Below are 23308 nucleotides of genomic sequence, written 5' to 3' on the forward strand. Positions count from 1 at the left end.
TCCAGAAGACTTTTTTCTTATGAACCGTAAGAAGAAAGTCTTTTTAATTGCGTCCTGTTTGTATCAAGACGAAATAGATGAAAAAGCTGCCGAGGCCCAATAATGAAGGGCGGTGACTTATGGGTGAAAAACAGGTAACCGGTAAAATAAGTTTAGTGGATGCGATGTCTGCCCCGTTACGTCAAATGACGCAACACATGGAGCAAACAGCAAGAGCTGCAAGAGAATTAGATACTGCATTACGATTTCAGGGAACAAATGTTGTACCGCTTCACCAAGCAACGCAAAGTACATCGCAGTTAGATCATAATGTTGTACAGTTAACAAACCATTTACACCAATCGGCACAAGGAACAACGCAATTTGGTAATAATCTGCAGCATTTAAATACAGATTTAAGCCAATCTACGCAAAGGGTCAATCAACTTGAGCATGAGATGCAACAACTACGTCAAGAGTTCCAACAATCGGCGCAACAGGTAAACCAATTAGAACAACATTTGCAGACGATGGAAAGGGATTTACAACAATCTGCTCAACGAATAAATACGTTAGAAACGCAAGTAGAGCAATTGACCAGGGAAATGCAACAAGCAACCCAACAGATTAACCAAATGAACTCTGCGTTAAATCAAAACGCCACTAGTGCGCAACATGCTGGAAACAGTATGGCTGCACTGCGTGATAGGTTTGGTGGAGTAAGTGAAAGACAAGCAACAATGCTACAAGGGCTAGATCAAGCCAGCGGAGCTTTATTTGCGACAGGTGCAGCCGCCACGATTGCAGGTGGAGCCATTGCAGCAGGACTTGGTTCAAGTGTAAAAGTAGCAGCTGATTTTGAGTCGCAAATGGCTAAAGTAGGGGCGATTTCTGGTGCAACCGGTGGGCAGTTGAGTAGTTTAACAGAAACCGCGAAAGAATTAGGAGCATCCACTACAAAATCAGCTAGTGAAGTTGCAGTAGGTATGCAGAACTTAGCCGCTTCAGGCTTCGAGGTAAATGATATTATCGGTGCAATGCCTGGTATTATCGCTGCTTCAGAAGCCGCACAAGAAGATATGGCAATGACCTCTGAAACGGTAGCCGCTGCTTTAAATGCTTTTGGTATGGAAGCGAAAGAGTCCTCTCATATAGCTGATGTACTTTCTCAATCAGCCAATCAGTCTGCTGCAGGTATCTTGGACATGCAGTACAGCTTTAAATATGCTGCACCAGTTGCGAAAATGCTTGGTATATCCCTGGAGGAATTATCAGCAGCTACTGGTATCATGGCAGACTCAGGTATTAAGGGCGAACAGGCAGGTACATCATTACGTGCCGCGTTATTACGTTTATCTGATCCACCTAAATCCGCTAGAACTGCACTTGCTGATTTGGGTATTACAATTCAAGATTCGTCAGGGAAAATGCTTCCGTTTCACGATATTATCGGTCAAGTTGGAAAAGCGACTGAAGGAATGGGGAATGCTCAAAAAGCTGCAGCATTATCTAATATTTTCGGTACAGAAGCTGTTTCTGGTATGTTGGCTGTAATTGAAGCCGGTCCAGATAAACTGCAAAAGCTTACGCAAGGATTAAAAGAATCGGGCGGAGCAGCTGAAGATACCGCAAAGAAAATGCAAGATAACTTAAACGGATCATTAAATCAGTTGTCTGGTAGCTTTGAAACATTACAAATTTCAGTAGGTAATGCACTTATACCTATGATTAGAATTATTGCTGATGGGCTAGGTATGCTAACAGATGCGTTTAATGCATTACCAGGACCTGTACAAACGGTACTAACTGTAATAGTTGCTCTTGTAGGGGTATTTCTGTTATTAGCAGGGCCAGCTCTTTTAATACTTGGTTTCTTACCAGGAATAATTGAAGGGTTTGCATTACTAGCTGGTGCAATGGGAATGACTTCAGGGGCATTACTAGGTGTAGTAGGGACCGCCTTGACCGTAATCGGTGTTATAGCCGCAATAGCAATAGGAATCGCACTTCTTTGGTCACATAGTGAAACCTTTAGAAGTATTGTTTATGCTGCGATAGATGGTGTGAAGGCTGCATTTGATTCCTTGATGGTGAAAGTGAATCAGGTAAAAGCATTCCTTACAACAGCCTGGTCTGGTGTACAGGCGATTTTTGGAGGGAATGAAGGTAAAGGCGTTTCGATTCTTAGTCGATTAGGATTCACGCCAGAAGCAACTAAAACTATCGTTTCTGTAACAAACGGGATTAAAAACGCTATTTCTCAGATCAAACAACAGATGACAAACTTAGGTCAGTTCACAAAAGGAATCGGAGCTTTACTCGGTGGAAATACCGGAAAAGGTGTATCCATTTTAAGTTCTTTTGGACTCTCACCACAAACAATACGAAGTGCTATTACAATCATAAATGGCGTCAGAACGGCTGTAACTAACGGAATGAATGGAGTCATGTCAACGGTTCGTGCAATTGGTACTGGTATAACTCGCTTTTGGTCACAACACGGTCAGCAAATCGTTCAATATGCAGTAGCAGCATACAGTGGATTACGATCAATGGTAAGTACGGTACTAACTGGAGTAGGTTCCGTTGTACGTAGTTTGCTAACTGGAATCGCAAATTTCTGGTCGCAACACGGCACACAAATTATGAATTTTGCATCGATGGCGTGGCGCGGAATTTGGACGACGATTAGTACAATAGCAAGCGTTTTATGGCAAATCGTGAGTACTTGCTTATCCGTAATGGCTTCATTTTGGTCGCAACACGGTTCGCAGATTATGTCGATTGTGAGTACAGCATTTTCTACGATAAGTTCGATTGTAGGTAATGTTCTAGCGTTTATGTCTGGACTTTTCCAAGCGGTGATGCCAATTGTGTCTGGCGTAACTGAAATTGCGTTCGCACTAATAAAAACGGCAGTTCAAGTTGGCGGTCAGATAATCCAAGGCGTAGTCCAAGTTGTATCAAATTTATTCCACGGAGAATGGCGAGCGGCTTTTGATGCAGCATGTCAAACAGCAGTTGATATTTGGAACATCATTGTTGACACGTTTAAGGGAATCGACCTATTCCAAATCGGTAAAGACATTATCAATGGGTTAATAAACGGGATTTCTTCTATGGCTTCAGCGGCGTGGGATGCGGTAGGTAATATCGCGAGTGGAATTGCTGATACTGTAACTGGCTTTTTCGATATGCATAGTCCATCAAGGTTAATGTTTGAAAATGGGGAATTCGTAACAGAAGGATTAGCATTGGGTATTGTCCACAAAACGGATATGGCTGTAAGAGCTGCAGAACATGTATCGGAGAAAGCAAGCATTCCGTTTGCAACTGATGGAAAAGGCAAGTCGTATACATCAAATAGCGTAAATAATTCAAATAAGAGCAGCGTAAAAAATGAGTTCAACGTAACTATATCAGCAGATACAGCAAGAGCGATGAATCAAGATGATGCTACATTTAAAGAATTAGCAGATAAATTCCTCAACTATGTAGCAGATAAAATGGATGATGTAAGCAATGCAAGAACAGATGTAAATTTAGGGGTGATGGAACAGTGATTTTTATTATAACGAAGGATGCAAAACTGACCTTCCCCGTAACTCCTTCAGGTATTGGCCCAAAAGGGGGGGACACCCAAATTACAGAAGTACAAACATTACATCGGGGTGTAATTCCTTTTACCGATGGAACTGGACTAGAGGAGGTCTCATGGACTTCCTTTTTTTCTTTTAATAAGGTGTATGGCGAAGAAGTTCGGTATGATCCGTACAAAGCAGTAGCTGCACTTGAAAAAATAAAGAAAGCGGAAGAACCGGTGATACTTTATATTACAGAGTTGAATTACCAAAAAGAAATGTTATTGAAAACTTTTGATTACTGGATGGATAAGCCTGGGTATATTGAGTTTTCAATTGCATTTAAAGAATACCGAGATATTAAGCTGGGTGTTCTAAACGGAAACGGTGAAGTTATTCGGCCACCATCAAATAATATGGAAAACTACGTCCTAAAAACGGCAAAAGTAACAGGTGACGCGTATATGATAGCGGTACGTGATGTTCCCTCTCATAATGGAAAGGTTATCGGAACTGTAAAGAAAGGCGACACGGTTACACTTGTACGGAATCAGCAGGGAGAATGGTTATTCATTCAAATGAGTAATACTCACGGCTATGTATTAGCTAGTAATTTGAGTTAGGAGGGATTCTATTGCTGCAGGTGTTAATTGGCGAAATGGACGTAACAGATGCCGTTATCCCTCCAATTCAATTCGATGATGATTATGAGTCGGGTCCAGTAAAAGTAGACATCAAATTGATATATCAAAAAGAATTTGAAGATATTGAAGGAAAACCGATTCGGATCAAGGCTGGGAATGTGATTTGGTTTGAAGGATTTGTTCGCTCTTATAAAAATGCGAAGAATAGAGATTATTCTATTACGGCATATGATCCATTATTTAATTTAGTGAAATCTGACGAAGAGTTTGTATTTCAAAACCGAACTGCAACGCAAATGATGCAGTCTATTAGCGGGCAATACGGCCTTCCAATTAAAGAAATAACTAGCATCGATACTATATTTCCAATCATGTATTTCGATAAAAATAACGCTCAAAATATTTTTGAAATCTTTATCATTCTGCTGCACGAAAGTAAGAAGAGAACTGGAAAGAAGTATTGGATTCGGTATGAGCCAGGTGGGATAAGGATATTTGATTGGGTTCCACCTAATAAAGTTCTGGTACTTGGTGCAGGAATGACCGAAGTTGAAACAACTGTATCTATTGAAAATATAAAAAACAGTGTAAAGGTAGTCAATCGCGAGAAAAACATAGTGGCTGTACAAGTAGATAACGAATCAATTAAAAAATACGGTCTGTTTACAACAACTGAAGAACATGGAGCAGAAACAGAAGCAGCTGCGCAGAGTCATGCTAATACTACACTGAAATTATCAGCTTTACCTGATGTATCAAGGCAAATCAAACATGTTCATAGCATTGATGAACCGCGTTTGTGGTCAGGTGATTACGTGTATGTAGAAGATCCAACAAAAACAATTCTTGGTGGATATTATATTCGAAAAATATCCTATCAATTATATAAAAATCGTGTGGAAATGAGCGCCGATTTAGCTAAAACATCCACATTACCAAATAAAGCATATGTACCGCCAGAAGAAAAACAAAAAGAAGAAGGGTAGGTGAGGAAGTGAGAGCAGCTGAACGGATATTTACTCATATAGAGGGTGCAAATAACAACAAAAAAGAAGAAAGCATGTTTGCGCTTGGTCAAGTCATAACAGGTGAGCCGAATGTAACGATTCAAATACATGGTTCATCTAAGGCTTTACCTAGTGCGTTTTTTGTTATGCCGTATACAAAGTTTAAAAAAGGCGAAACGGTACTTGTGCAACGTATTGCCGGAACAAGACCAACTGATAGGCAGTATGTAGTGAAACCACTGCATGATATGGTATCTGTTTGTAAATATACGGGTTCTGATTATGTTTTATTGGCAGATAGTTCTATTAAATATCCTGCTTCACAAACATTTTGCCCCTGGCCGATACCAGCTGGAATGAATGTGTTATTACTTCCGAACCGATTCCCTACAAAAGACGCAATATGGGTGGTGGTGAACGCGTATGTCTAGAATGTTGCCTGAAATTAACTTGCAAACTGCCTTTGATCAGGATGAAAACAGTGAGGAAATTACCGGTTATTTAACACCATTATTCGATTTCCGAGCAGGTGAGTTTGTATCGGATAGCAATGGAGTAGTAAAAGTAGATGATGGTCAAATTGGAATGGCGAATTTGATTGAGAAAATTCACCTTGTACCTAGAAATGTTTATCGTGTCTATACAGACGCTTACGGTTCTGAAGCACGTAATGTACTCATCGATAAGGAACTGAATGAGGAAGCGAAAATACTACGCTTAAAAGAAGTGATTCGAGATAGTTTGATTTACGATCAAAGGGTTGTGGATGTAAGTGTCATTGATATTGAGCGGCAAAGTGATGAGAACGATGTATTTGTTGCTTCTTACATCGTTAGTACCATTTACGGAAATATCCCTGTGAGAAGGGAAGTGATGTATTGAGTATACCTACATGGTGGAGCGAATCAGAAGACGATATTATGAAACGAATGTTGAGTAAAATCGATAAGAAATGGGACAAGCGACAAGGTGGTTTTATTTATGATGTGTTAAAACCAATCGCAATTGAACGCAAAGCAGGAAGAGAAGAATTCATGAAGTGGCATCAATCAAATTTCGCTCAATATGCGACTGATTTTGAACTAGATATAGTTGTAGCAGATAAAACACCTCTGACTCGTTACCCTGCAAGAAAAGCAAGAGGGCCTGTAATTGTGGAAGGTAATGAAGGGACTAAGCTTATTAAAGGTGCTACGTATATATCAATCCGTTATGAATTGAATAATAAAATTGTAGAGTATAAGCAGCTTGAAGAAGCGATGATTGGTGCAGATGGAACAGCAAAAGTAGAAGTTGAATGCGTTACGCCAGGTATTATCGGAAATACCGCAATTGGTACGATTGATTTGGGTGAATCCATTTTCGGTGTTTCTAGTGTGAGAAATCCTGGAAAAATCACAGGCGGAGAAGAAGCGGAAAGTGATGAGGATTTACGTTCTCGTTATTTTGCGTATTTAAGAGAGTCGTCCAATAGTGGAAATATCGGTGATTACATTCGATGGTCACTTAGTGTAAAAAGCGTTGGTGGTGTATTGGTATTTCCAATCGCAAACGGAAAAGGAACAGTGAAAATCATGCTATGTGATTATAGCTTTCTTCCTGCTCCACCAGAACTGACCCAACAAGTGCAGCAAGTCTTAAACCCAACAATTGAAATGGGGGATGGAAAAGCGCCGGTTGGAGCAAGTGTATCTGTCGTTCCTGCAATACCTGTGAAGATAAATATTACTGTGAAAGTATCACCAGGAGGAAATACAGAAGAAAATAAGCAGAATCTCATTAAAGAAGCAAATGAGTATTTAAAACAATGTAATAAAGCGTATTGGCGCGATGATGCAAGCAGACAATCAATATTAAAAGAGTCTTATGTTGTCAATTATTTAAAGCTTGGAGCAGTTGCGGTGGATGTATTTAAGCAGTCAAGAGTTAATGAAATGGTGATCAATGGGCTACAGAAAGATGTTGTTCTTACTTCAGGCCAAATAGCAGTGATAGGTGAGGTAATCATTAATGAGTCGCCGTGATGAAATAGTAGAGCAACTGCTTGAGCATTCCATGAAAGAATACCGCAGCTCTCATGTATTCAATAGCTTAATGCAAATCGCTGCTGATGAGAAGATTTCAGAAGAACAAGAATTTGAGGATACAAAAGCGCAAATGCGTGTGGAAACTGCTACCTGGGGCATTGGTGATTGGGAACGAGAATACAGTATTCGTGTTGATGAAAATAAGCCGCTGAATCAAAGGATATCATTTGTATTAAGTAAACAACGTAGTGCAGGTGTAACGAGAATCCCTTTGATTAAAAAAGTTGCAGAGTCATTTGAATATGGAGAAGTTGATGTACAACAGGATATTCCAAATTACACGATAAATATTTCTTTTGTCGGTAAGCTTGGTATACCACCAAATATTAATGATATTCAGTTTGCGTTGCGTAGCATTGTGCCAGCTCATATCGATATTAACTATGTCTTTACGTATACAACTTGGAATGAGTTTGAAGGATACAAAATGACATGGGATAAAGTAGAAGAATTACAGTTAACTTGGGATGATATAGCGAAATGTAAACAGACAGGAAGGTTGTGAAGACATGCCTATAATTACGGATCGTTTAAAATTATCACTACCTCTTGGGAACGAGTTTGTTAGTAGGGAAGTGCTTGTGCAAGCATTTCAAGAAATTGATCGTTTAGTCATGGTAAGTGGAAATCTGGATGAATTAAAAAAAGCAGTCAACAAGTATACAGATGATGCTATTAAAATATTAAAGCAAAATACGGAAGATAAAATTGGCAAAGCCAATGGAATTGCAACACTTGACGCCCAAGGAAAAGTGCCCACCACACAATTACCAAAGAGAAATGCAACAGATGTTACCTTGTCTGATTCGAAAAATTACTACACGGAGGATACGGTTGAAGCTGCACTGCAACAAATAGGAGATATATTAAAAAATCTGCAGCTTAAAGTGAGCGTGTATCGTTCTAATAAAACGGTAAATGGGATTTTCGCAACGGTGGAATGGAAAACAAAAGCAGGTTTATTAGCTAGGAAAGCAGTCTTAAGTGATCCAGATACAAACGGCAATTACAGAAAGCAAACCATTACGTTCTATGCGGAAAACGGAACAACTGTAATCGGAACGGATGTATATGTTATTACTTATGATGCTGATGGTGATGTGACAAGTGAGGTGCTGCAGTAGTGCCTTATTTAGATTTACATTTTGCTCATAAACAAGTATCAGAGAATTTGTTTCCGCATGGGGTTGGTAATAAAGAGAGGATGTGGGATTTACAATTCATTTACCCTGATCGCAGAATATATGATAAGAAACTGCAGTTAGTACAGGGTGGAGTGAATGAAGGACAGACGTTGATACCACAATCTCTTAATGTATCTGTCGCTCCATTTGTTAATCTCGGTGTTTTTGAAGAATATGAGCCAAGCAGGAAGTTTCTGAAATTGCATCTTGTAGATATGAAAAATTTTACGAAAGTAACTATAATCCAAGAGTCGTTACTCATACCAAATACAAGTCCGGCCGAATATGGTAGATGTGATTACTCTACATTTCTAAATGGGGATATTGTAGTCATGAATTATCCAACAGATACTATGACTCTGTATGATAAAAAGGGGAAATATAAAAAATCAATTACTGGTGTTTTAAATGAGTTCAATCAATTCGGATATAGAATGACAGTTCATCAAAGAAAAGGTATTATTGCGATTCAGTATGAAACGGGATTTAAATTTTATAATAAAAATTTAGATTATTTATTTCAAATCAGTACGAATAATGTTAGAAATAGTTTCAATGGTGTAGGGTTTTATACAAATGGAGATTTATTGATAAATAAGCAGAATCAAACGTATACAAGGTTAGTCATCGATTATACTAACAAAACGTTAGTATCAACATATACGACACCGTTAACAAGTGACCAAAGGGATACAATTTACCTAGTCCGTATAGAAAAAGATAAAACATTCTTCCAAAGAGCATACAGAGGAATAGGGAAAAGCACTTTATTAGAATTAGACAAAAATATGCAATTAATTTCTGAAACAACACCGCCATATGATTTAACCAAATTGGTATCGTGGGATGGGAAATACTATCATACGAAGGAAGACAATGGTGCAGGTGGCTTGTATAGGTCTTATGAAATAGCAACGAATAAACTTGTACTACAATTTGATATGAGATATACCGCACCTAGTGTGTATGGATCATTACGAGGACAAAGCGAAACATATGGATCATATCAGTAGAAAAGAGTTAAGCGCACAATAGTGGGCTTTTTTATTTTGCTCAAAAATGAGGTGATATCTTGTATCAAATATATCCTACTGGTGCGAAAGCAAATGGTTCTAATGACAGTCCTGCTTTTGATGTAATGCTAGAAAAAGCAAGAACTTCCCAAGTGAAAACAATCTTTATTCCTGACGGTGTGTATGGGATTCTGAAGACAATTATTGTTCCGCCGAGAGTTAGGATGATTTTTGCACCGAATGCCGTGTTAAAACCATTGGCAGATATAAATGTCATTCAAATGAAACCTGAAGCATATGTGGAAGGTGCAACCATTGATTTGAGAAATATGAAGGTGCCATTTACGAAGGCAGCTATTTATTTTAATGCGACAGATATTTTTCAGTTCTACGAACAAACGCACATGCTGAAAGACATAAATATCCTTGGTAAACATGCAACGAGTGGATGGACAGGTACAGGGATCCTAATGGAAGCCACAACGCCAATGTCCTACATCGATAACGTAAAATGCAACAACGTTACGATCACAAACATGCAGAAGGGCATTCATTTACGTGTTGATCCAAAAATAACAAAAGAAGCTGATATGGCTTGGGTAAACGCGAATTTCTTCCATCAAATCACGCTTATGAACTTTGAGTACGGTTTATATTTAGAAGGAGATTCAAAAGTACCACGCGATGTAGGTGGGAACTTGTTTGACCAGGTGCAGTTCCAAGCAGAAGCAGGTACGAAACGCTTAATTTACTGCGAAGGTGGTACAAATCGTTTTGATATATTCGGCTGGGATATACACAAATTAAAGCCTACAGAAGCAGCGTATGAGTTTACGAAGTCTGCAAGGTTTAATCAGATTGTAAGCCCAATGGCCGCTGAAATTACAGAAGCGTGGATAGATAACGGGTATATGAACAGTTTTCCAAGCCCAAACAACTACGTATCGGATAAGCGAATCAATGCATTGCCGATTAGTTTACCGTATGTACCGAATTTCATTGGAAATCAGGATGACTACTTAGTAAATGGTCATAAGCGAGGGTACACCGTTACGCAAGTTTCAACGCATCCTATTGTAGATGGCGAACTGACGGATATATTCACGTTTGATACAGAAGCAGGGATTACTTTTGATGCAAAGAATGCAACATATGAAAATCCAATTATAATTGAAATTAACACGTTTTCTGATCCAATCTTGTATGCTGCCTTTCTAACTGTTATGAGTTCGTGGGGAAGTCAGCCGCAAGGGTATGAAATGGAAATATATGATGAACTAAGTAAACAATGGATTGGAGTACATTGGACAAAAAATAATAGATCACAAGCTATTGCCGTATCTGCTCCTTGGGCAATGGCTGATAAATGTACGAAAATCAGGATTAAATGTTGGGGGAGTAACCTAGCTAATAAACAAATTGGTATCAGCCGTGTGATGATGACGAGTACAAAATACGGTGGAAAAGCGTACCTGCCTTACACAGAATATCAACGGGAGCTTCCCGAAATTTCATTCCCACCAACATTACCAAATAAGAAAATCATGGTGGGAGATCAAGATGATGTTTTGCTCCTTGCTGATAAACGATACAAAGTGAATTTACCTGGTGCGCCTAAAGCATCCGGAAACATTTGGGCTATGTTTAGTATGAGAAGAGAGCAATTCTGCCGATGGACAAACCCTACAGCCGCAGCACCAGCTATTATCGAAATAGATTTTGGTGATAAACCACTTCAATATTTAGAATCTGTTGGCATTGAGTTTGGATGGACTGAAACACCAAAAAATATAAAGATAGAACGTGTTACCAGCTTAAACGGTGCATACGTTCAACTATCCAATATTAACGGGAACGCTTCAGATGTCATTCATGTCGCAGCACGATCCGCAAACACATATAAACTACGCTTTACCATTTCTCTTTCTAATCACGAAAACACTCTTGTCCGGGTAAATCGGATTTTCGCCACGACTGGCGATGATTACCCAAAAGTATTTGTAAATACAGAATCAGATAATACCGTTTATGGAGATTTGCGATTCGGTGATAAAACAAAAGGACCTGTTCTACAAGCTGAGGATGGTTCTTTTTGGAGAATAAGTATCGATAGCACAGGCGCACTAAAGCCAACAAAGCTATAATGTGGGCTTTTTATTTTGGAAAGGAGTTAATATATGACAATTGAAATTGGTTTACTTATTGCAGCTGTTTCACTAGTTATCGGATACCTTTCTTACGCTTTAAATCGCTCAAGAGAAATAAAATCTGATGGGCAACAAGGAGCAGAAATGAAAGCGAAATTAGAGTATATCAGCAAAGGTGTTGACGATATTCGTATAGATCAAAAAGCAAGTGAGAGGCAGATGGTTTCATTTGGTGAACGTATTACCAGAGTAGAAGAGAGTACAAAACAAGCACATAAAAGACTGGATAATGTAGAAAAGGAGAGTGATTGATATGAAAGAAAAGCTGAAAAATCGTGGATTATGGGTAGCATTATTCGCTCTATTAGGAATGGTATTGATGGATGCTGTTCCTAATTTTAATTTAGGGAGATATCAAGAGTATGTAGATATAATCCTGTTTATTTTGATTGCTGCAGGTGTAGTTTCAAATCCTACTGCAGGTAAATGGTTTACGGATCAAGGTAAAAAAGGAGAGGATCAATAATGGGGCAAATCGTAGATATTTCAAAATGGAACGGTAATATCAACTGGCCAGTAGCAAAACAGTACTTGGATTTTGTAATTGCCCGTGTGCAAGATGGCTCAAACTATGTAGATCCGTTATATAAAGGATATGTACAAGCGATGAAGCAGCACAACATTCCTTTTGGAAACTATGCATTTTGCCGATTTGTTTCTATTGCTGATGCAAAGAAAGAAGCACAGGACTTCTGGAGTCGCGGTGACAAGAGCGCAACTGTATGGGTCGCTGATGTAGAAGTAAAAACAATGAATGATATGAGAGTAGGTACACAGGCGTTTATCGATGAGTTATACCGATTAGGTGCTAAGAAAGTAGGGTTATATGTTGGGCATCATATGTATGCACCTTTTGGTATGGCGAACGTAAAAAGTGATTTTGTATGGATTCCGCGTTATGGCGGTAATAAGCCAGCATATCCTTGTGATATTTGGCAGTACACGGAAACAGGAAATGTACCTGGTATCGGTAAGTGTGACCTGAATTCACTTATTGGAAGCAAGTCTTTATCTTGGTTTACTGGAGCAGAACAGAAACAGGAGCAAGTACAAGCGGAAGAACCTAAACAAAATATCATCCAAACAGGAGCATTTTCACCGTATGAAGTACTTAATGCTATGCAAGCTCTTACATCTTTAAAGATGACTGGTAAGTTCATCCTTGAGCCGGATGGATTAGCGTATATCGTCACAGATCCTACTTCTGATGCACAATTGAAAGCTTGCGAAGAATGGTTACTACGTCTTGATTGGCATTATGAAGTTAAATAAATAAGAGCCGTCATTTGACGGCTTTTTTTATTTATTCTGTATTAAATGGGGTCTAGAGGTAGAAACGGATCAGTTGGAGTAAACTGCCCATTCAACACCGTATTCCCTTGCTGAATTACACCTGCAAAGTTTATGCCCCATGTGTTTATGGTAACTGGACGGTGAGGGTCTTGCGGTCTTATCGGGTCTTGCGGAAAAATCGGGTCAGTCGGCTTCGTCACCCGAACTACATACAAAGGGTCTTGCGGTCTTGTCGGGTCTTGCGGCCAAAATACTCGTACGCTAAACAACTGCCGAGGTGGAATCGTAAATGTAACTGGCCCAACAAACGGAGTTACTCCTTCAGGCTCGCAATAGATACATCCACCGTTGCCATTCCGCGTAGTATCATCTGAACCGCCGTTATCTTCGTTTATTAACTCCCCACAAAGATATCCATAAGAAGGGTAAACATCACCATCACACGTATCTTGGTAATTCTGAACCGCTATAGTAACAGTTTGCGGTTCGTCTGTTTGATTAAGTGCAGAAACTTGAATGAAATCAGTGTCAGCATTACGGAATAAAGGACCTGATGTTAACGTTTGATAGCGAGGTTTACAATGACAATCGCAGTCGCACTTTTTACGTTTCTTACGATAGCACTTATGTGAACGGTCGTAATAATAGTTTGACATATTAAGTACGTACCTCCTTTTTAGTACATGCTATGCGAAGAGTAGGAAGGGGGATTGGACAATAGAGTATAGTTGATTAAGAGGAAATTGAGACGTAAATAGAAAAAACCGTCCCATTTAGAGACGGTCTTTTTAATTACTATAATCTAGTATTTATCAGTCCCAAAGACATATTCTTTGCTTATAATCTGGCACTGAAAAACTTACCAATGTTTTCTTTTACATTGACAACAAAAAAAGAAACATTTACAACGACACTTATTTCGCTTAAACTTCCAATCGTCATCACAATTGTGCTTATCTTTAGATTTCCACCAATCGTCATCACAATTGTGCTTATCTTTAGATTTCCACCAATCGTCATCGCAATTGTGCTTATCTTTGGATTTCCACCAATCATCACAACATTGCTTTTTCTTAGAGCTCCAGCAATCATTATTCCAGGACATTCTTTTATACCTCCCTTCGATTAGGGTTCATATTATTCTATGTTTTAGTAAAAAGAATGCTTGTTTATTAACCTACTATTCTATTTTTATTTGATACAGAGAGCTTCTACTAGATACAGAATTAATACAAACTATACTAATTTTTAAGAGCTAGTGGAGAAAACTACTAGTTGTGACAATGATCAATAAATACTGGTCGAAGAAAAATATTCTAATTTTAAATAATATTTTCTCTTGGGGTACGCTTTGTAGGTGTATATTTTACAATAGCGAAGGAAAAACATACTATATAAATGCAAATGAAGCCTATGTGTATGTGGGGTGAAAAGAAGCCGTCCTGTTGGGCGGCTCTTTTTTATAAGTTAAACATTTGTGTTATTATCTATTTAAATATTAAAAGTTAAAATTAGGAGGTAACGATGAGTATAGAACTGGCATTAAAAGATTTAATTCCATTTGGAAGTGCACTTTTAGGTACATTGACAGGTGGATATATTACATATAGCATATCAAGGGCAAAAGAAAAGAAAGAAAAAAGGTTAAAAGGGCTAGAATCTATAAATGAGTTGAAGTTATTAATTTATGAGATTTCAAATGATGCTATTGATTTACAAGGAAAACTCGAAACGGAGTATAAAAGAAATAAATTATTTAGGGACGATGAAAATCTAAAATCGATAATAGTTGGGATACAGGAGTTTTTTAATAATTTATTAATAGGTAAATGGACCGATTTTTATATTAAAGCAGTATATATTAACAAGGAAATATTCATAGAAACACGGACTAGTTATAGAAAATTATTAGAGTTACAGAGAGAATTAATGCGTAAAGGGATCAATATAAAGGAAAAAGGTTTGAAATTATATGTAGAAGAGGTACTAGAAATAGTAAATTTTTCATTTGAGTTATTAAATGAACTAGGTAAGTTTCTTGAGAAAAAAGAGGAAAAGCTTATTGAAGAATATATGAATAAATATATAAACGAGAAAAGTATATATGTTCAGAAATAAAGCCGGATTGTAAGTGATATGATTCCCCTATAGTAGACAGAAAAAAAGAAAGCTTTATATCCTGTCTATTATAAGGGGGATTTTATATCCACAAATTCAGCTGAAGTCAGTTGAAAAACGGACCAGAAGAGTCACATTTTAATTAGTCACTTGCTGAATCGTTTGCTGAATCGTTTGCTGAATCGTTTGCTGAATCGTTTGCTGAATCGTTTGCTGAATCGTTTGCTGAATCGTTTGCTGAATCGTTTGTTGAATCGTTTGTTGAGTCCCTTGTTGAGTCTCTTGTTGGGTCTCTTGTTGGTGCGAACTTGTTTAGTCGTTTGTTGAACTGGTTGTTTAGTTGCTTGTTCGGTTGTTTGTTCAGTTTCCATTTTCAACCGACTTATTAAATTATAGTCATTGTTTATTTTTTGGTAAATTAAATCTTCTTTAATTTCAAGGTGTTTACAAAAATAATAGAAAAGTATGACTTGTAATTTTGAATTAACAAAATAAAGGTCAAAATCTTTAAAGTAATAGTTTGGTTTTTCACCATAATGAGTGTAATAGTCTCTTGTCACGGTAACATTACTAGCAAATTTCTTTAATTGATTTAAACCATTTGGGAAGATTATTTTTTTAATCCGTTCATCCATTTCCTTAAAGGTATCTCGAATCCTTCTTTCAAATCCAAAATGATGAGCATACTTTAGCGCGCTACTTAATTTGTTTTTTAGATTATTAAAATCACTATTCCCCATTTGACCTTGTTGTATGGATTCTAACATCCCTTTTTTTATAGGTTCATATGAATCATCGGATAAAAACTGGCCAACCTCACCTTCAGTATCACGATGTAAACTTTCTAAGGTTTTAGCGTAATCCAAATAGGCCGTTTCCCATGATTTTTCTGTGTCATATAAGTTTCGAAGATAAATCTTTCTGGCAGAGTATGAAGGGCCTATGAACCAAAGATTTAATATATTTTCCCAATCGTCTTTAATAAATTGGAAGTGAATTCCTAAATCCATTGGAGAGGTTTTCTTTTCCTTAGATTTTTTATAGTACAAAGAAAATATAGAGAAGGTCTCTCTTATTTGAGTTTTTTCATCAATAATATTTCCTTTTGCCTTAAGATGCCTTGGAAATACAGCCTTGTTAGTAAATAGTGTTAGTAGGTCTTGTAATTCATGCATCATATTGAAAAACCATTCAAGGTCCATTTGTTCATCTGGTAAAATGTCTAAAGTTGATTTATGATTATAACCTCGATTTTTATGTAACTCCCCAGATGTATTAAATGTAAATCCAGTTTTTATTTTTGTTTTCTTACTCTTTATGTATGCTTCAGAAACTGGTGGAAACTTATACGAAAGTGTGGCTTTTGTTAATTTATGATTTTCATCAAGTTCAGTTGTTTCTTCAAATGGATGAAAACCCAACCAATCTTCAAGTGCTGAATAACTAACTGATAAAGAATGGAATTTAATATTATCTAATGATTCGAAATGTTTTCCTGTTATAAGTTTATTAAATGTTAAGGTTTGTGTTCGAGAAATACCTGAAAAGCTCAATTTTATTTGGAATCCATCACATAATGTGATATATTCTCCTTGATCAGTGATACCTTGAATAATACTGAATTTTGGGGTTTCGAAAAAATCATCACTTTCTGTAAAGCAACCGAAAAGTTGTAAGGTAATATTATCTGAATCATAATTTAAAATCCCCGCTACTATATTCTTTGAATTATCAGGTATCCACCAATTACCACGTAGTTCAAATTTATCGTTCATATTAAAATCTTTAGTTTTTTTTCCCACGACCTCATCTCCTTTAATGAATTGCGAATTAATTTCATCAATTAAGTATAGCAAATCTTTATTTAATTTTTACAAAAAATAATTCTTAAAAAGATTTTTTGTAAGAAAAAAGCCAACCCTTCAAAAGAGCTAGCTTTATGAATTCATCATATGAATGAGCTTATCACCATCGATCAACTCAATGTTTTTATTCGCAGCATATTGCCTTGCGTTCTTATTGAAGTTACTTAATGTAACGAAATACCCTCCAACAGCATCAGCATCTACAATGGCGCTATGAAGTTTTTGGATAAACGGCCTGCCAATGGAGTTTTTCGTATAGCGCTTTACCTCAACAAATTTCATTTCGTTATCTTTATAAAGGATAATGTCTTTTCCACCATCATTTGAACCAGAAGTCACCTGAACTTTATAACCAAGTGTACGAAAAACATCAGCTACAAAGTATTCGAATTCTCTTGGATCCATAATTTCTAAATGACTACGAGTTGCAGCTTGTTGCACCCGATGTGTCCTAATTTCTTCAGGTGTTACGTGTGGACCTCTCATGACAAAACCAATGAGAAAAACAAGTAAAAGCAATGCTATTGCCCAAATCATGCAATTCACCTCAGTATGAGTATGTCCAATTGATGTTTATTCTACTTCATCCTCAATCCAAATGTCTTCTAATTTCATTTCCAGCGCACGAGCAATACGATAGGCGACAGGTAAGGTTGGAAGTCCACCTTTTATTAAATTCGTCATTGTGGATGTTGCAATCCCAGCTTTTTTAGCAATAAAACTGTATTTAATTCCACGTTCATCCAAAATTTCTTTCAAACGACTTTCCATATCATCACCCTTTTTTAGTTGTCCTACGAATTTTTTCTCGAAGGACAGGCAAAATCCTTCTTTCTAGGTCATATACCTATATCAAGACCACGAGGAATACCAAGTGGAATCAAGGACATCAAGAGGGGAGAGGGCGCGTATGCGTTGGCAATATTCACATTTGAATGAAACGCCTTACCTGTATCCATCGAAAGAATTAAGAAATATGTATAGGGATTCAAATGGTAAAAAAGAAACAAATGCAATTATGGACCACATGGAAAGACATGAGGTTTTTAATAATCGTGAGTACAAAGGATATTACCGTTTATCAAACGATATCATGGATGATTTATATGAAGATGAGGATGAAGTACTTGATTGGGGAGATGTCATCAATGAGTATCAGCCGGTTATGACTTCTAAGGGATTACAACTCATTCGAAAAGAGGGATTCAAATGACAATCGTAGGAGAAGCGATAGTGGTCTGGACGGCAACTGGCTTGTCAGTGATTACGATGAAGGTCGCAGAAAAAATGGGGCAGAGTGTTCCACGTTGGCTTCCACGTATGACCATGTACACAACGCTCACAGGCTCGTTCTTGTATCTTCTACGTTATGTGCTTTTCGCGTTTCTATAAGGGAATACCAATGTGGCATTGTAGGACATTTACGGGTCGTTAGCATATAGCACGTACGGGAGTCTTCCAAAAATAAGGGATATATACCCTTATAAAGGGTATATGGGGAGTGGAGAAAATGATTGAATTATTACTCGTTCCAGCTGCAGGTTTAACAGTGGCTTTATTCGGTGAAAAGTTCAAAAGTAAAAATGATGATAAGCGAAAAATACAGGTGTTTTTTGAGGTAGCTGGTATTGCGATTAAAAGAAATAATGAAGAAAAATTACAATATCCAAAGTTCCAAAAACAAATCGATGATGATCGTAGTACGACTTATGTATATACCTTACCGCTTGGCATGCCGAGTAAAATTATTCAAAAGGTAGAAGACGTTGTTTCTGAGGGGTTAAATAAACCAGTACGTATTCAGTACAATAATTATAAATTGAACATTCGTGTATTTCACAGAGATATACCGGTGGAGTGGAATTGGTCAATCGGATTAGTGGAGAAGGGGAAATGGCGTGTTCCAATGGGGCAAAGTCTAGAGAGGTTGATTTATCATGACTTCGATAAAACCCCTCACATGGTATTAGGTGGTCTTACACGAATGGGGAAAACAGTGTTTTTGAAAGTACTACTTGCCACCTTGATTGAAGCGAACCCTGAAAATGTTCACGTATATCTAATTGATTTAAAGGAAAAAGGACTAGAGTTTAGCGAGTTTCGTAATTTGAAACAAGTGGTTGAGGTAGCTGATTCAGTCGAAAAGGCACATCGTGTACTCGGAAAAATCATGGAGAAAATTGAAGAGCGCGGCAAACTCATGAAGGAAAATGGTTATAAGAATATAGTTGAGACAAAAGAAAAAGACCGTTTTTTCATCATTGTTGATGAAGGTGCTGTACTCGCTCCGGCAAAAGGGTTGCCGCGTCACGTTAATAAGATTCGAGAAGAGTGCCAATACATGCTTAGTTATATAGCGACTGTATCGGGTGGATTAGGATTTCGTTTGATTTTGGCTACACAGTACCCAACGGTAACGTCAATTCCATCAGTGGTAAAACAAATGTCTGATGCGAAAGTAGGATTTCGGTTACCGACAAGGGTGGCATCTGAAGTTGTTCTTGATGAATCTGGATTAGAAACATTACCATCCTTACCTGGTAGAGCGATTTATAAATCAGATCGACTCACCGAAATTCAAGTTCCTTATATTAGCGATGAAATGATGTGGAAACATCTAAAAGAATATGAGGTGGAAAAACATGAACATCCAGAGTCACATGAAAATCAATCGTCAAATGGCGATACTTGCGACGATTAGAAAGCTGCAGTTTGCCACAAGAAGACATGTCATGAGTGTGCATAATATGGGTGGTATTCGAAATGCAAACAGAATTATGGGCGATTTGAAGTCGTATTTAAGTAAGACGATGCAAGGGAAAGAGTACGTGTACTATCTCAATAAAGAAGGGCATGCTTTGTTTGGCGATGATGGTAAGGTTGTTTCGAGAGGAAAGCTTGCACATGCATTATTACGTAATGAAGCATGGTTACATTTATTCTGTCCAGATGATTGGCAGATTGAAATGGATATCCGTTATATAAAGAATAAGGAAAAAAAGAAAATAGTTCCTGATGTGAAGTTTCGTGATGAAGAAAATATACTTCATGCGGTTGAAGTGGATCGCTCGCAGAAAATGAAAGTGAATGAAGAGAAGTTAAAAAAATATGAAGAATTTACGCAAATTTATAAACAGAAGCATAACGGGAAAATGCCAGTGATTCATTTTTTTACAGTGACTAAATACAGAGAAAAGAAATTAGAAGAGTTGGCAGCTAAGTATGATGTGTTTGTGAAGGTGTATGTGATTACAAATATATAAGGGCGAAATAAAAATTAACAGTCCTTCCATGGTGATATATTTCGTTACAACTCTTTAGAAAACAATTCTAGTTCATCAAAAGTCGATAAACTCATGCCAAAATCGCTATCCTTTCCTATGATTCTACATAAAGAATAGCGTATTTTTTCATTTTAAGGAAATTTAGTTTTGTTAGCTTGATAGCGATGTGGCGGTCCCTTATTAGTAGTTAAGTATTAGCAAAGAGAGCCTTACGACTCTCTCTTTTACATGATTAAAACAATGATGAGAAAAATGTGAAAAATATACTCTTTTCAAAACATTATTAGATGGGACCGGTAGGGTGTACCACAGCAGTAAACCCTCGATTTCTAATTTGAGCACTTACTACCTGATCAAAATTCCCTATATTAGCTACAATGTGATAACGTATTGGATCTACTGGTAATACTGGGTCTGATGGAAAATCTACCCATGTAAACGTGGAGTTAAAAGTATATAGTGGATTTATTAGATTTACCTTATAGTCTGCAGATACAACCGACTCTGCCAATAACACATCTTCACGGAATAACTGATACGTTATTTTATCCACAATAAAGATAGCACTATCGTTACTTCCTGTGTCAACATCAATTTCTGTACCTATCGTTGCGTTTAAATGGACGAAATCGTTTTCTCCTTGTACTTTAACAAAAACCTCCATAATCTGAACATTATCCGTATTGGCTGGAAGATCTATAGGATCTGGTATTCTTGCAAGTGGTGTAAAAAATAGAAGAGCTCCGGTTGGACCAGTTGGGCCTGTTATACCCGTCGGACCAGTTACTCCTGTTGGACCTGTTGCTCCAGTTGGACCTGTTGCTCCAGTTGGACCTGTTGCTCCCGTCGGACCAGTTACTCCAGTTGGACCTGTTGCTCCCGTCGGGCCAGTTACTCCAGTTGGACCTGTTGCTCCCGTCGGGCCGGTTACTCCAGTTGGACCTGTTGGCAATGTAAATGGGGGAATAGATGGTAATGTGGGGCCAATCAAGTTCGGATCGAATGCCGCTCCTTTTAGAACCCCATGTGAGTTAAACCCGTATTCTTCTGACATACGTCACCTCCAAAAGTTCTTATCATATTAAATAAATGCGTTTCTGAAATAATTATGACATTAGCTAAGGGCCTAAGGCTCTCTTTTTATACAGATTAATAATATGACTAAAAAAACTAAAGTATAGGGCTTGTAAAAGGCAGTCTCGCTGCTGTAAAAAATGTTGCATTAAATTGATCGCCCACAATAAATCCATCTGTAGTAGCACGAAATATAACTTGCACACTGTCTCCTACTTTTAATCCATATATAGCAGAAACATTTGCAAGTGCATCAGCAAAAAAATTCACTTCATTAGTTGACACTATAACTTCAACATTGTTGAGAAGAATATTGACTGAAAACCCATAGGTAACTAAAGGGTTACTAGGGCTAAATCTTAAACCTGCTGCTAATGAATATACTCCATCTTGATTTGGTTGGAATGTTGAAACACCGTCAAATTCATTTCCAAAATCAAATTGTTCATTATTAAATGTAAGAACTAGCGCATCCCCTGCGGTATATGTTTGTGTCTCTAAAGGGCCTTGTTTAAACGCTCTAAATGCAGATTCAATTGCGGTTACTCCAGTTGGACCTGTTATACCAGTTGGACCTGTTATACCAGTAGCACCGGTTGAACCTGTTACTCCAGTTGGACCTGTTATACCAGTAGCACCGGTTGAACCTGTTACTCCAGTTGGACCTGTTATACCAGTAGCACCGGTTGAACCTGTTACTCCAGTTGGACCTGTTATACCAGTAGCACCGGTTGAACCTGTTATACCAGTAGGGCCTGTTGGACCAGTAGCTCCAGTTGGTAAAGTGAATGGCGGGATAGGTGGTAGCGTCGGACCAAGTAAATTCGGATCAAATGCTACTCCATTCAAAAACTCATTTTCTTCATTCATACACACACCTCCATAATATGCTTGTACTAATCATAATTATTAAATGCTCAATACTAGATAAATGATCTTCACATAAGCGGAATCTCTCTTTTTTATTTTTATTCGACAAAATAGTCGTAACTCGATTTGTTATGCTTGGTTGAGAAATCTTACAAATTGGAAGTGCGGAGGAAAGATATATGAAAAGTAAATTACTTACAGCATTAACTTGTAGCGCCTTACTTATGGGATTGGCTGCTTGCGGTTCAAATGAGGGAGTACCAACAAAACATGAATTTTACAGTCTGGGAATAATTTGAAAAATATGCATGTTAAGAAAGTACCTATTATAATTATTTTCTTTAATTGATGATTTTCATCATAGTGGCAGTATAAGTTATGTGTAAAAGAAGAAATACAATGATGGTTTTTAGTAGAAGAGATATAAAAAAGTGCTAACAAGTTTGCAAACGAGATTGCAAACGAAAATGCAAACTAAACGAATACTTCTTAGTAATGGTGAGAGGGAAATGGTCGCTGATATGTCCCCTAAACCTTTATATATTAACGCTTATTAACGTTGCATAATCATACATAAAACGTACTACTTCACCCGTACGCAATCTGGACACCATGTAGTAAAGAATTTAACAACTACTGGCTCCTCACTTGCGATAATGTCTTTGAATTCCTGTTCTGATTTGATTTCTTTCATGTTTGTTTCTCCTTTTTCACTATCAATATTTTTGGTTGTTTAGTTGGTGTATTTGCTGTGAAATGAAAACTTCTAACGAAAATCTAACGAGAGTTTTCTTTCCGAATAATTCGTTTGCAAATTGATTCACCGAAGTTTCTTGAAGTTCTGATAAAACATGTAAGTAGGTATCCAGTGTGATCCCACTCTTTATGTCCTAATCGTTCATTTAAGATTATTGAGATATATACCTTAAAATCTAGAAATGAATATTAGGAACCTCACTTTTCTTTATAAGCTTTTTCATGAGCTGTGTCAAACTTCTGAATTGTAAGGTTACTATTATAAATAGGATAAATTAAATTATATTCATAATAGCCATCGCTATCACGTTCTTTTCCTCAGATATTTTTATGAGATGTTGTGAGA

The 23308-nt window shown here is 37.4% G+C and carries 25 protein-coding genes and 2 pseudogenes; 18 read left to right on the top strand and 9 right to left on the bottom strand.

Annotation, left to right across the window (positions count from 1 at the left end; translation table 11 throughout):
• The first annotated feature begins 119 nt into the window (after positions 1–119).
• The 13 genes from ACUXEY_RS16355 to ACUXEY_RS16415 are packed head-to-tail and all read left to right on the top strand — an operon-like array spanning position 120 to position 12974.
• Positions 120–3542, top strand: a complete 3423-nt coding sequence (locus ACUXEY_RS16355) for a phage tail tape measure protein (RefSeq protein ID WP_461301122.1) — start codon at positions 120–122, stop codon at positions 3540–3542.
• Positions 3539–4183, top strand: a complete 645-nt coding sequence (locus ACUXEY_RS16360) for an SH3 domain-containing protein (protein WP_044792326.1) — start codon at positions 3539–3541, stop codon at positions 4181–4183. The genes ACUXEY_RS16355 and ACUXEY_RS16360 overlap by 4 nt, the downstream gene beginning before the upstream one ends.
• A gap of 20 nt (positions 4184–4203) precedes the next feature.
• Positions 4204–5190 (top strand): XkdQ/YqbQ family protein, encoded by a 987-nt coding sequence (locus ACUXEY_RS16365; RefSeq protein WP_461301174.1) that lies wholly within the window; start codon positions 4204–4206, stop codon positions 5188–5190.
• A gap of 8 nt (positions 5191–5198) precedes the next feature.
• On the top strand, positions 5199–5642 hold the full coding sequence (locus ACUXEY_RS16370) for a hypothetical protein (RefSeq protein WP_461301123.1): 444 nt from the start codon (positions 5199–5201) through the stop codon (positions 5640–5642).
• On the top strand, positions 5635–6093 hold the full coding sequence (locus ACUXEY_RS16375; protein WP_461301124.1) for a DUF2634 domain-containing protein: 459 nt from the start codon (positions 5635–5637) through the stop codon (positions 6091–6093). The genes ACUXEY_RS16370 and ACUXEY_RS16375 overlap by 8 nt, the downstream gene beginning before the upstream one ends.
• Complete coding sequence (locus ACUXEY_RS16380) at positions 6090–7235, top strand: baseplate J/gp47 family protein (protein ID WP_461301125.1); 1146 nt, start codon at positions 6090–6092, stop codon at positions 7233–7235. Before ACUXEY_RS16375 ends, ACUXEY_RS16380 begins: the two co-directional genes overlap by 4 nt.
• Entirely contained in the window at positions 7222–7803 is a 582-nt protein-coding gene (locus ACUXEY_RS16385; protein WP_461301126.1) for a putative phage tail protein, read from the top strand. The genes ACUXEY_RS16380 and ACUXEY_RS16385 overlap by 14 nt, the downstream gene beginning before the upstream one ends.
• A gap of 4 nt (positions 7804–7807) precedes the next feature.
• A complete protein-coding gene (locus tag ACUXEY_RS16390; RefSeq protein ID WP_461301127.1) occupies positions 7808–8422 on the top strand; it encodes a hypothetical protein in 615 nt (204 codons plus the stop codon).
• Positions 8422–9495 carry a hypothetical protein gene (locus ACUXEY_RS16395; RefSeq protein WP_461301128.1) on the top strand — a complete coding sequence of 358 codons (1074 nt, stop codon included), beginning with the start codon at positions 8422–8424 and terminating at the stop codon, positions 9493–9495. The genes ACUXEY_RS16390 and ACUXEY_RS16395 overlap by 1 nt, the downstream gene beginning before the upstream one ends.
• Positions 9496–9554: 59 nt before the next feature.
• Positions 9555–11639, top strand: coding sequence for a hypothetical protein (locus tag ACUXEY_RS16400; RefSeq protein WP_461301129.1), 2085 nt, complete (start codon positions 9555–9557; stop codon positions 11637–11639).
• A 33-nt stretch (positions 11640–11672) separates the two neighbouring features.
• Positions 11673–11954, top strand: a complete 282-nt coding sequence (locus ACUXEY_RS16405) for a hypothetical protein (RefSeq protein WP_098155903.1) — start codon at positions 11673–11675, stop codon at positions 11952–11954.
• Position 11955: 1 nt separating this feature from the next.
• Positions 11956–12168, top strand: a complete 213-nt coding sequence (locus ACUXEY_RS16410) for a hypothetical protein (RefSeq protein ID WP_461301130.1) — start codon at positions 11956–11958, stop codon at positions 12166–12168.
• Positions 12168–12974, top strand: a complete 807-nt coding sequence (locus ACUXEY_RS16415; RefSeq protein ID WP_461301131.1) for a GH25 family lysozyme — start codon at positions 12168–12170, stop codon at positions 12972–12974. Before ACUXEY_RS16410 ends, ACUXEY_RS16415 begins: the two co-directional genes overlap by 1 nt.
• A 41-nt stretch (positions 12975–13015) precedes the next feature.
• On the opposite strand, the gene ACUXEY_RS16420 is transcribed toward ACUXEY_RS16415, so the two are convergent.
• Both ACUXEY_RS16420 and ACUXEY_RS16425 read right to left on the bottom strand, forming a co-directional pair.
• Complete coding sequence (locus ACUXEY_RS16420) at positions 13016–13264, bottom strand: hypothetical protein (RefSeq protein ID WP_461301132.1); 249 nt, start codon at positions 13262–13264, stop codon at positions 13016–13018.
• Positions 13265–13832: 568 nt separating this feature from the next.
• On the bottom strand, positions 13833–14054 hold the full coding sequence (locus ACUXEY_RS16425) for a hypothetical protein (protein ID WP_461301133.1): 222 nt from the start codon (positions 14052–14054) through the stop codon (positions 13833–13835).
• A gap of 465 nt (positions 14055–14519) precedes the next feature.
• On the opposite strand from ACUXEY_RS16425, the gene ACUXEY_RS16430 reads away from it, so the two are divergent.
• Positions 14520–15113 carry a hypothetical protein gene (locus ACUXEY_RS16430; protein WP_461301134.1) on the top strand — a complete coding sequence of 198 codons (594 nt, stop codon included), beginning with the start codon at positions 14520–14522 and terminating at the stop codon, positions 15111–15113.
• A 146-nt stretch (positions 15114–15259) separates the two neighbouring features.
• Here ACUXEY_RS16430 and ACUXEY_RS16435 read toward each other — a convergent pair whose 3' ends face one another.
• The 3 genes from ACUXEY_RS16435 to ACUXEY_RS16445 all read right to left on the bottom strand — a co-directional run bounded on the left by ACUXEY_RS16435 (position 15260) and on the right by ACUXEY_RS16445 (position 17749).
• Positions 15260–16915, bottom strand: a complete 1656-nt coding sequence (locus ACUXEY_RS16435; RefSeq protein ID WP_461301135.1) for an ApeA N-terminal domain 1-containing protein — start codon at positions 16913–16915, stop codon at positions 15260–15262.
• Positions 16916–17050: 135 nt separating this feature from the next.
• A complete protein-coding gene (locus ACUXEY_RS16440) occupies positions 17051–17515 on the bottom strand; it encodes a restriction endonuclease (protein ID WP_461301136.1) in 465 nt (154 codons plus the stop codon).
• Positions 17516–17551: 36 nt separating this feature from the next.
• Positions 17552–17749, bottom strand: a complete 198-nt coding sequence (locus ACUXEY_RS16445) for a helix-turn-helix transcriptional regulator (RefSeq protein WP_461301137.1) — start codon at positions 17747–17749, stop codon at positions 17552–17554.
• Positions 17750–17888: 139 nt separating this feature from the next.
• Here ACUXEY_RS16445 and ACUXEY_RS16450 point away from each other — a divergent pair, with 139 nt between their 5' ends.
• The 4 genes from ACUXEY_RS16450 (at position 17889) to ACUXEY_RS16465 (ending at position 20241) form a co-directional block, all read left to right on the top strand.
• The gene (locus ACUXEY_RS16450; protein ID WP_461301138.1) at positions 17889–18191 is read left to right on the top strand and encodes a hypothetical protein; all 303 of its coding nucleotides are present in this window, start codon (positions 17889–17891) and stop codon (positions 18189–18191) included.
• Positions 18188–18370, top strand: a complete 183-nt coding sequence (locus ACUXEY_RS16455; protein ID WP_144565714.1) for a hypothetical protein — start codon at positions 18188–18190, stop codon at positions 18368–18370. The genes ACUXEY_RS16450 and ACUXEY_RS16455 overlap by 4 nt, the downstream gene beginning before the upstream one ends.
• 118 nt (positions 18371–18488) lie before the next feature.
• On the top strand, positions 18489–19679 hold the full coding sequence (locus ACUXEY_RS16460) for an FtsK/SpoIIIE domain-containing protein (RefSeq protein WP_461301139.1): 1191 nt from the start codon (positions 18489–18491) through the stop codon (positions 19677–19679).
• Positions 19621–20241, top strand: a complete 621-nt coding sequence (locus ACUXEY_RS16465) for a replication-relaxation family protein (protein ID WP_461301140.1) — start codon at positions 19621–19623, stop codon at positions 20239–20241. The genes ACUXEY_RS16460 and ACUXEY_RS16465 overlap by 59 nt, the downstream gene beginning before the upstream one ends.
• A 304-nt stretch (positions 20242–20545) precedes the next feature.
• Here the strand turns inward: ACUXEY_RS16465 and ACUXEY_RS16470 are convergent, their stop codons facing one another.
• From ACUXEY_RS16470 to ACUXEY_RS16485, 4 genes and pseudogenes are all read right to left on the bottom strand, one after another.
• Positions 20546–21316 carry an exosporium leader peptide-containing protein gene (locus ACUXEY_RS16470; protein ID WP_461301141.1) on the bottom strand — a complete coding sequence of 257 codons (771 nt, stop codon included), beginning with the start codon at positions 21314–21316 and terminating at the stop codon, positions 20546–20548.
• 116 nt (positions 21317–21432) lie between these two features.
• The gene (locus ACUXEY_RS16475; RefSeq protein WP_461301142.1) at positions 21433–22206 is read right to left on the bottom strand and encodes an exosporium leader peptide-containing protein; all 774 of its coding nucleotides are present in this window, start codon (positions 22204–22206) and stop codon (positions 21433–21435) included.
• Positions 22207–22795: 589 nt separating this feature from the next.
• Positions 22796–22900, bottom strand: a pseudogene (locus ACUXEY_RS16480) (thioredoxin domain-containing protein); the annotation flags it as partial.
• Positions 22901–22994: 94 nt separating this feature from the next.
• A pseudogene (locus ACUXEY_RS16485) lies at positions 22995–23294 on the bottom strand (site-specific integrase); the annotation flags it as partial.
• Positions 23295–23308: the final 14 nt, after the last annotated feature.

Source organism: Bacillus sp. F9_6S_D1_P_5 (assembly GCF_054823925.1).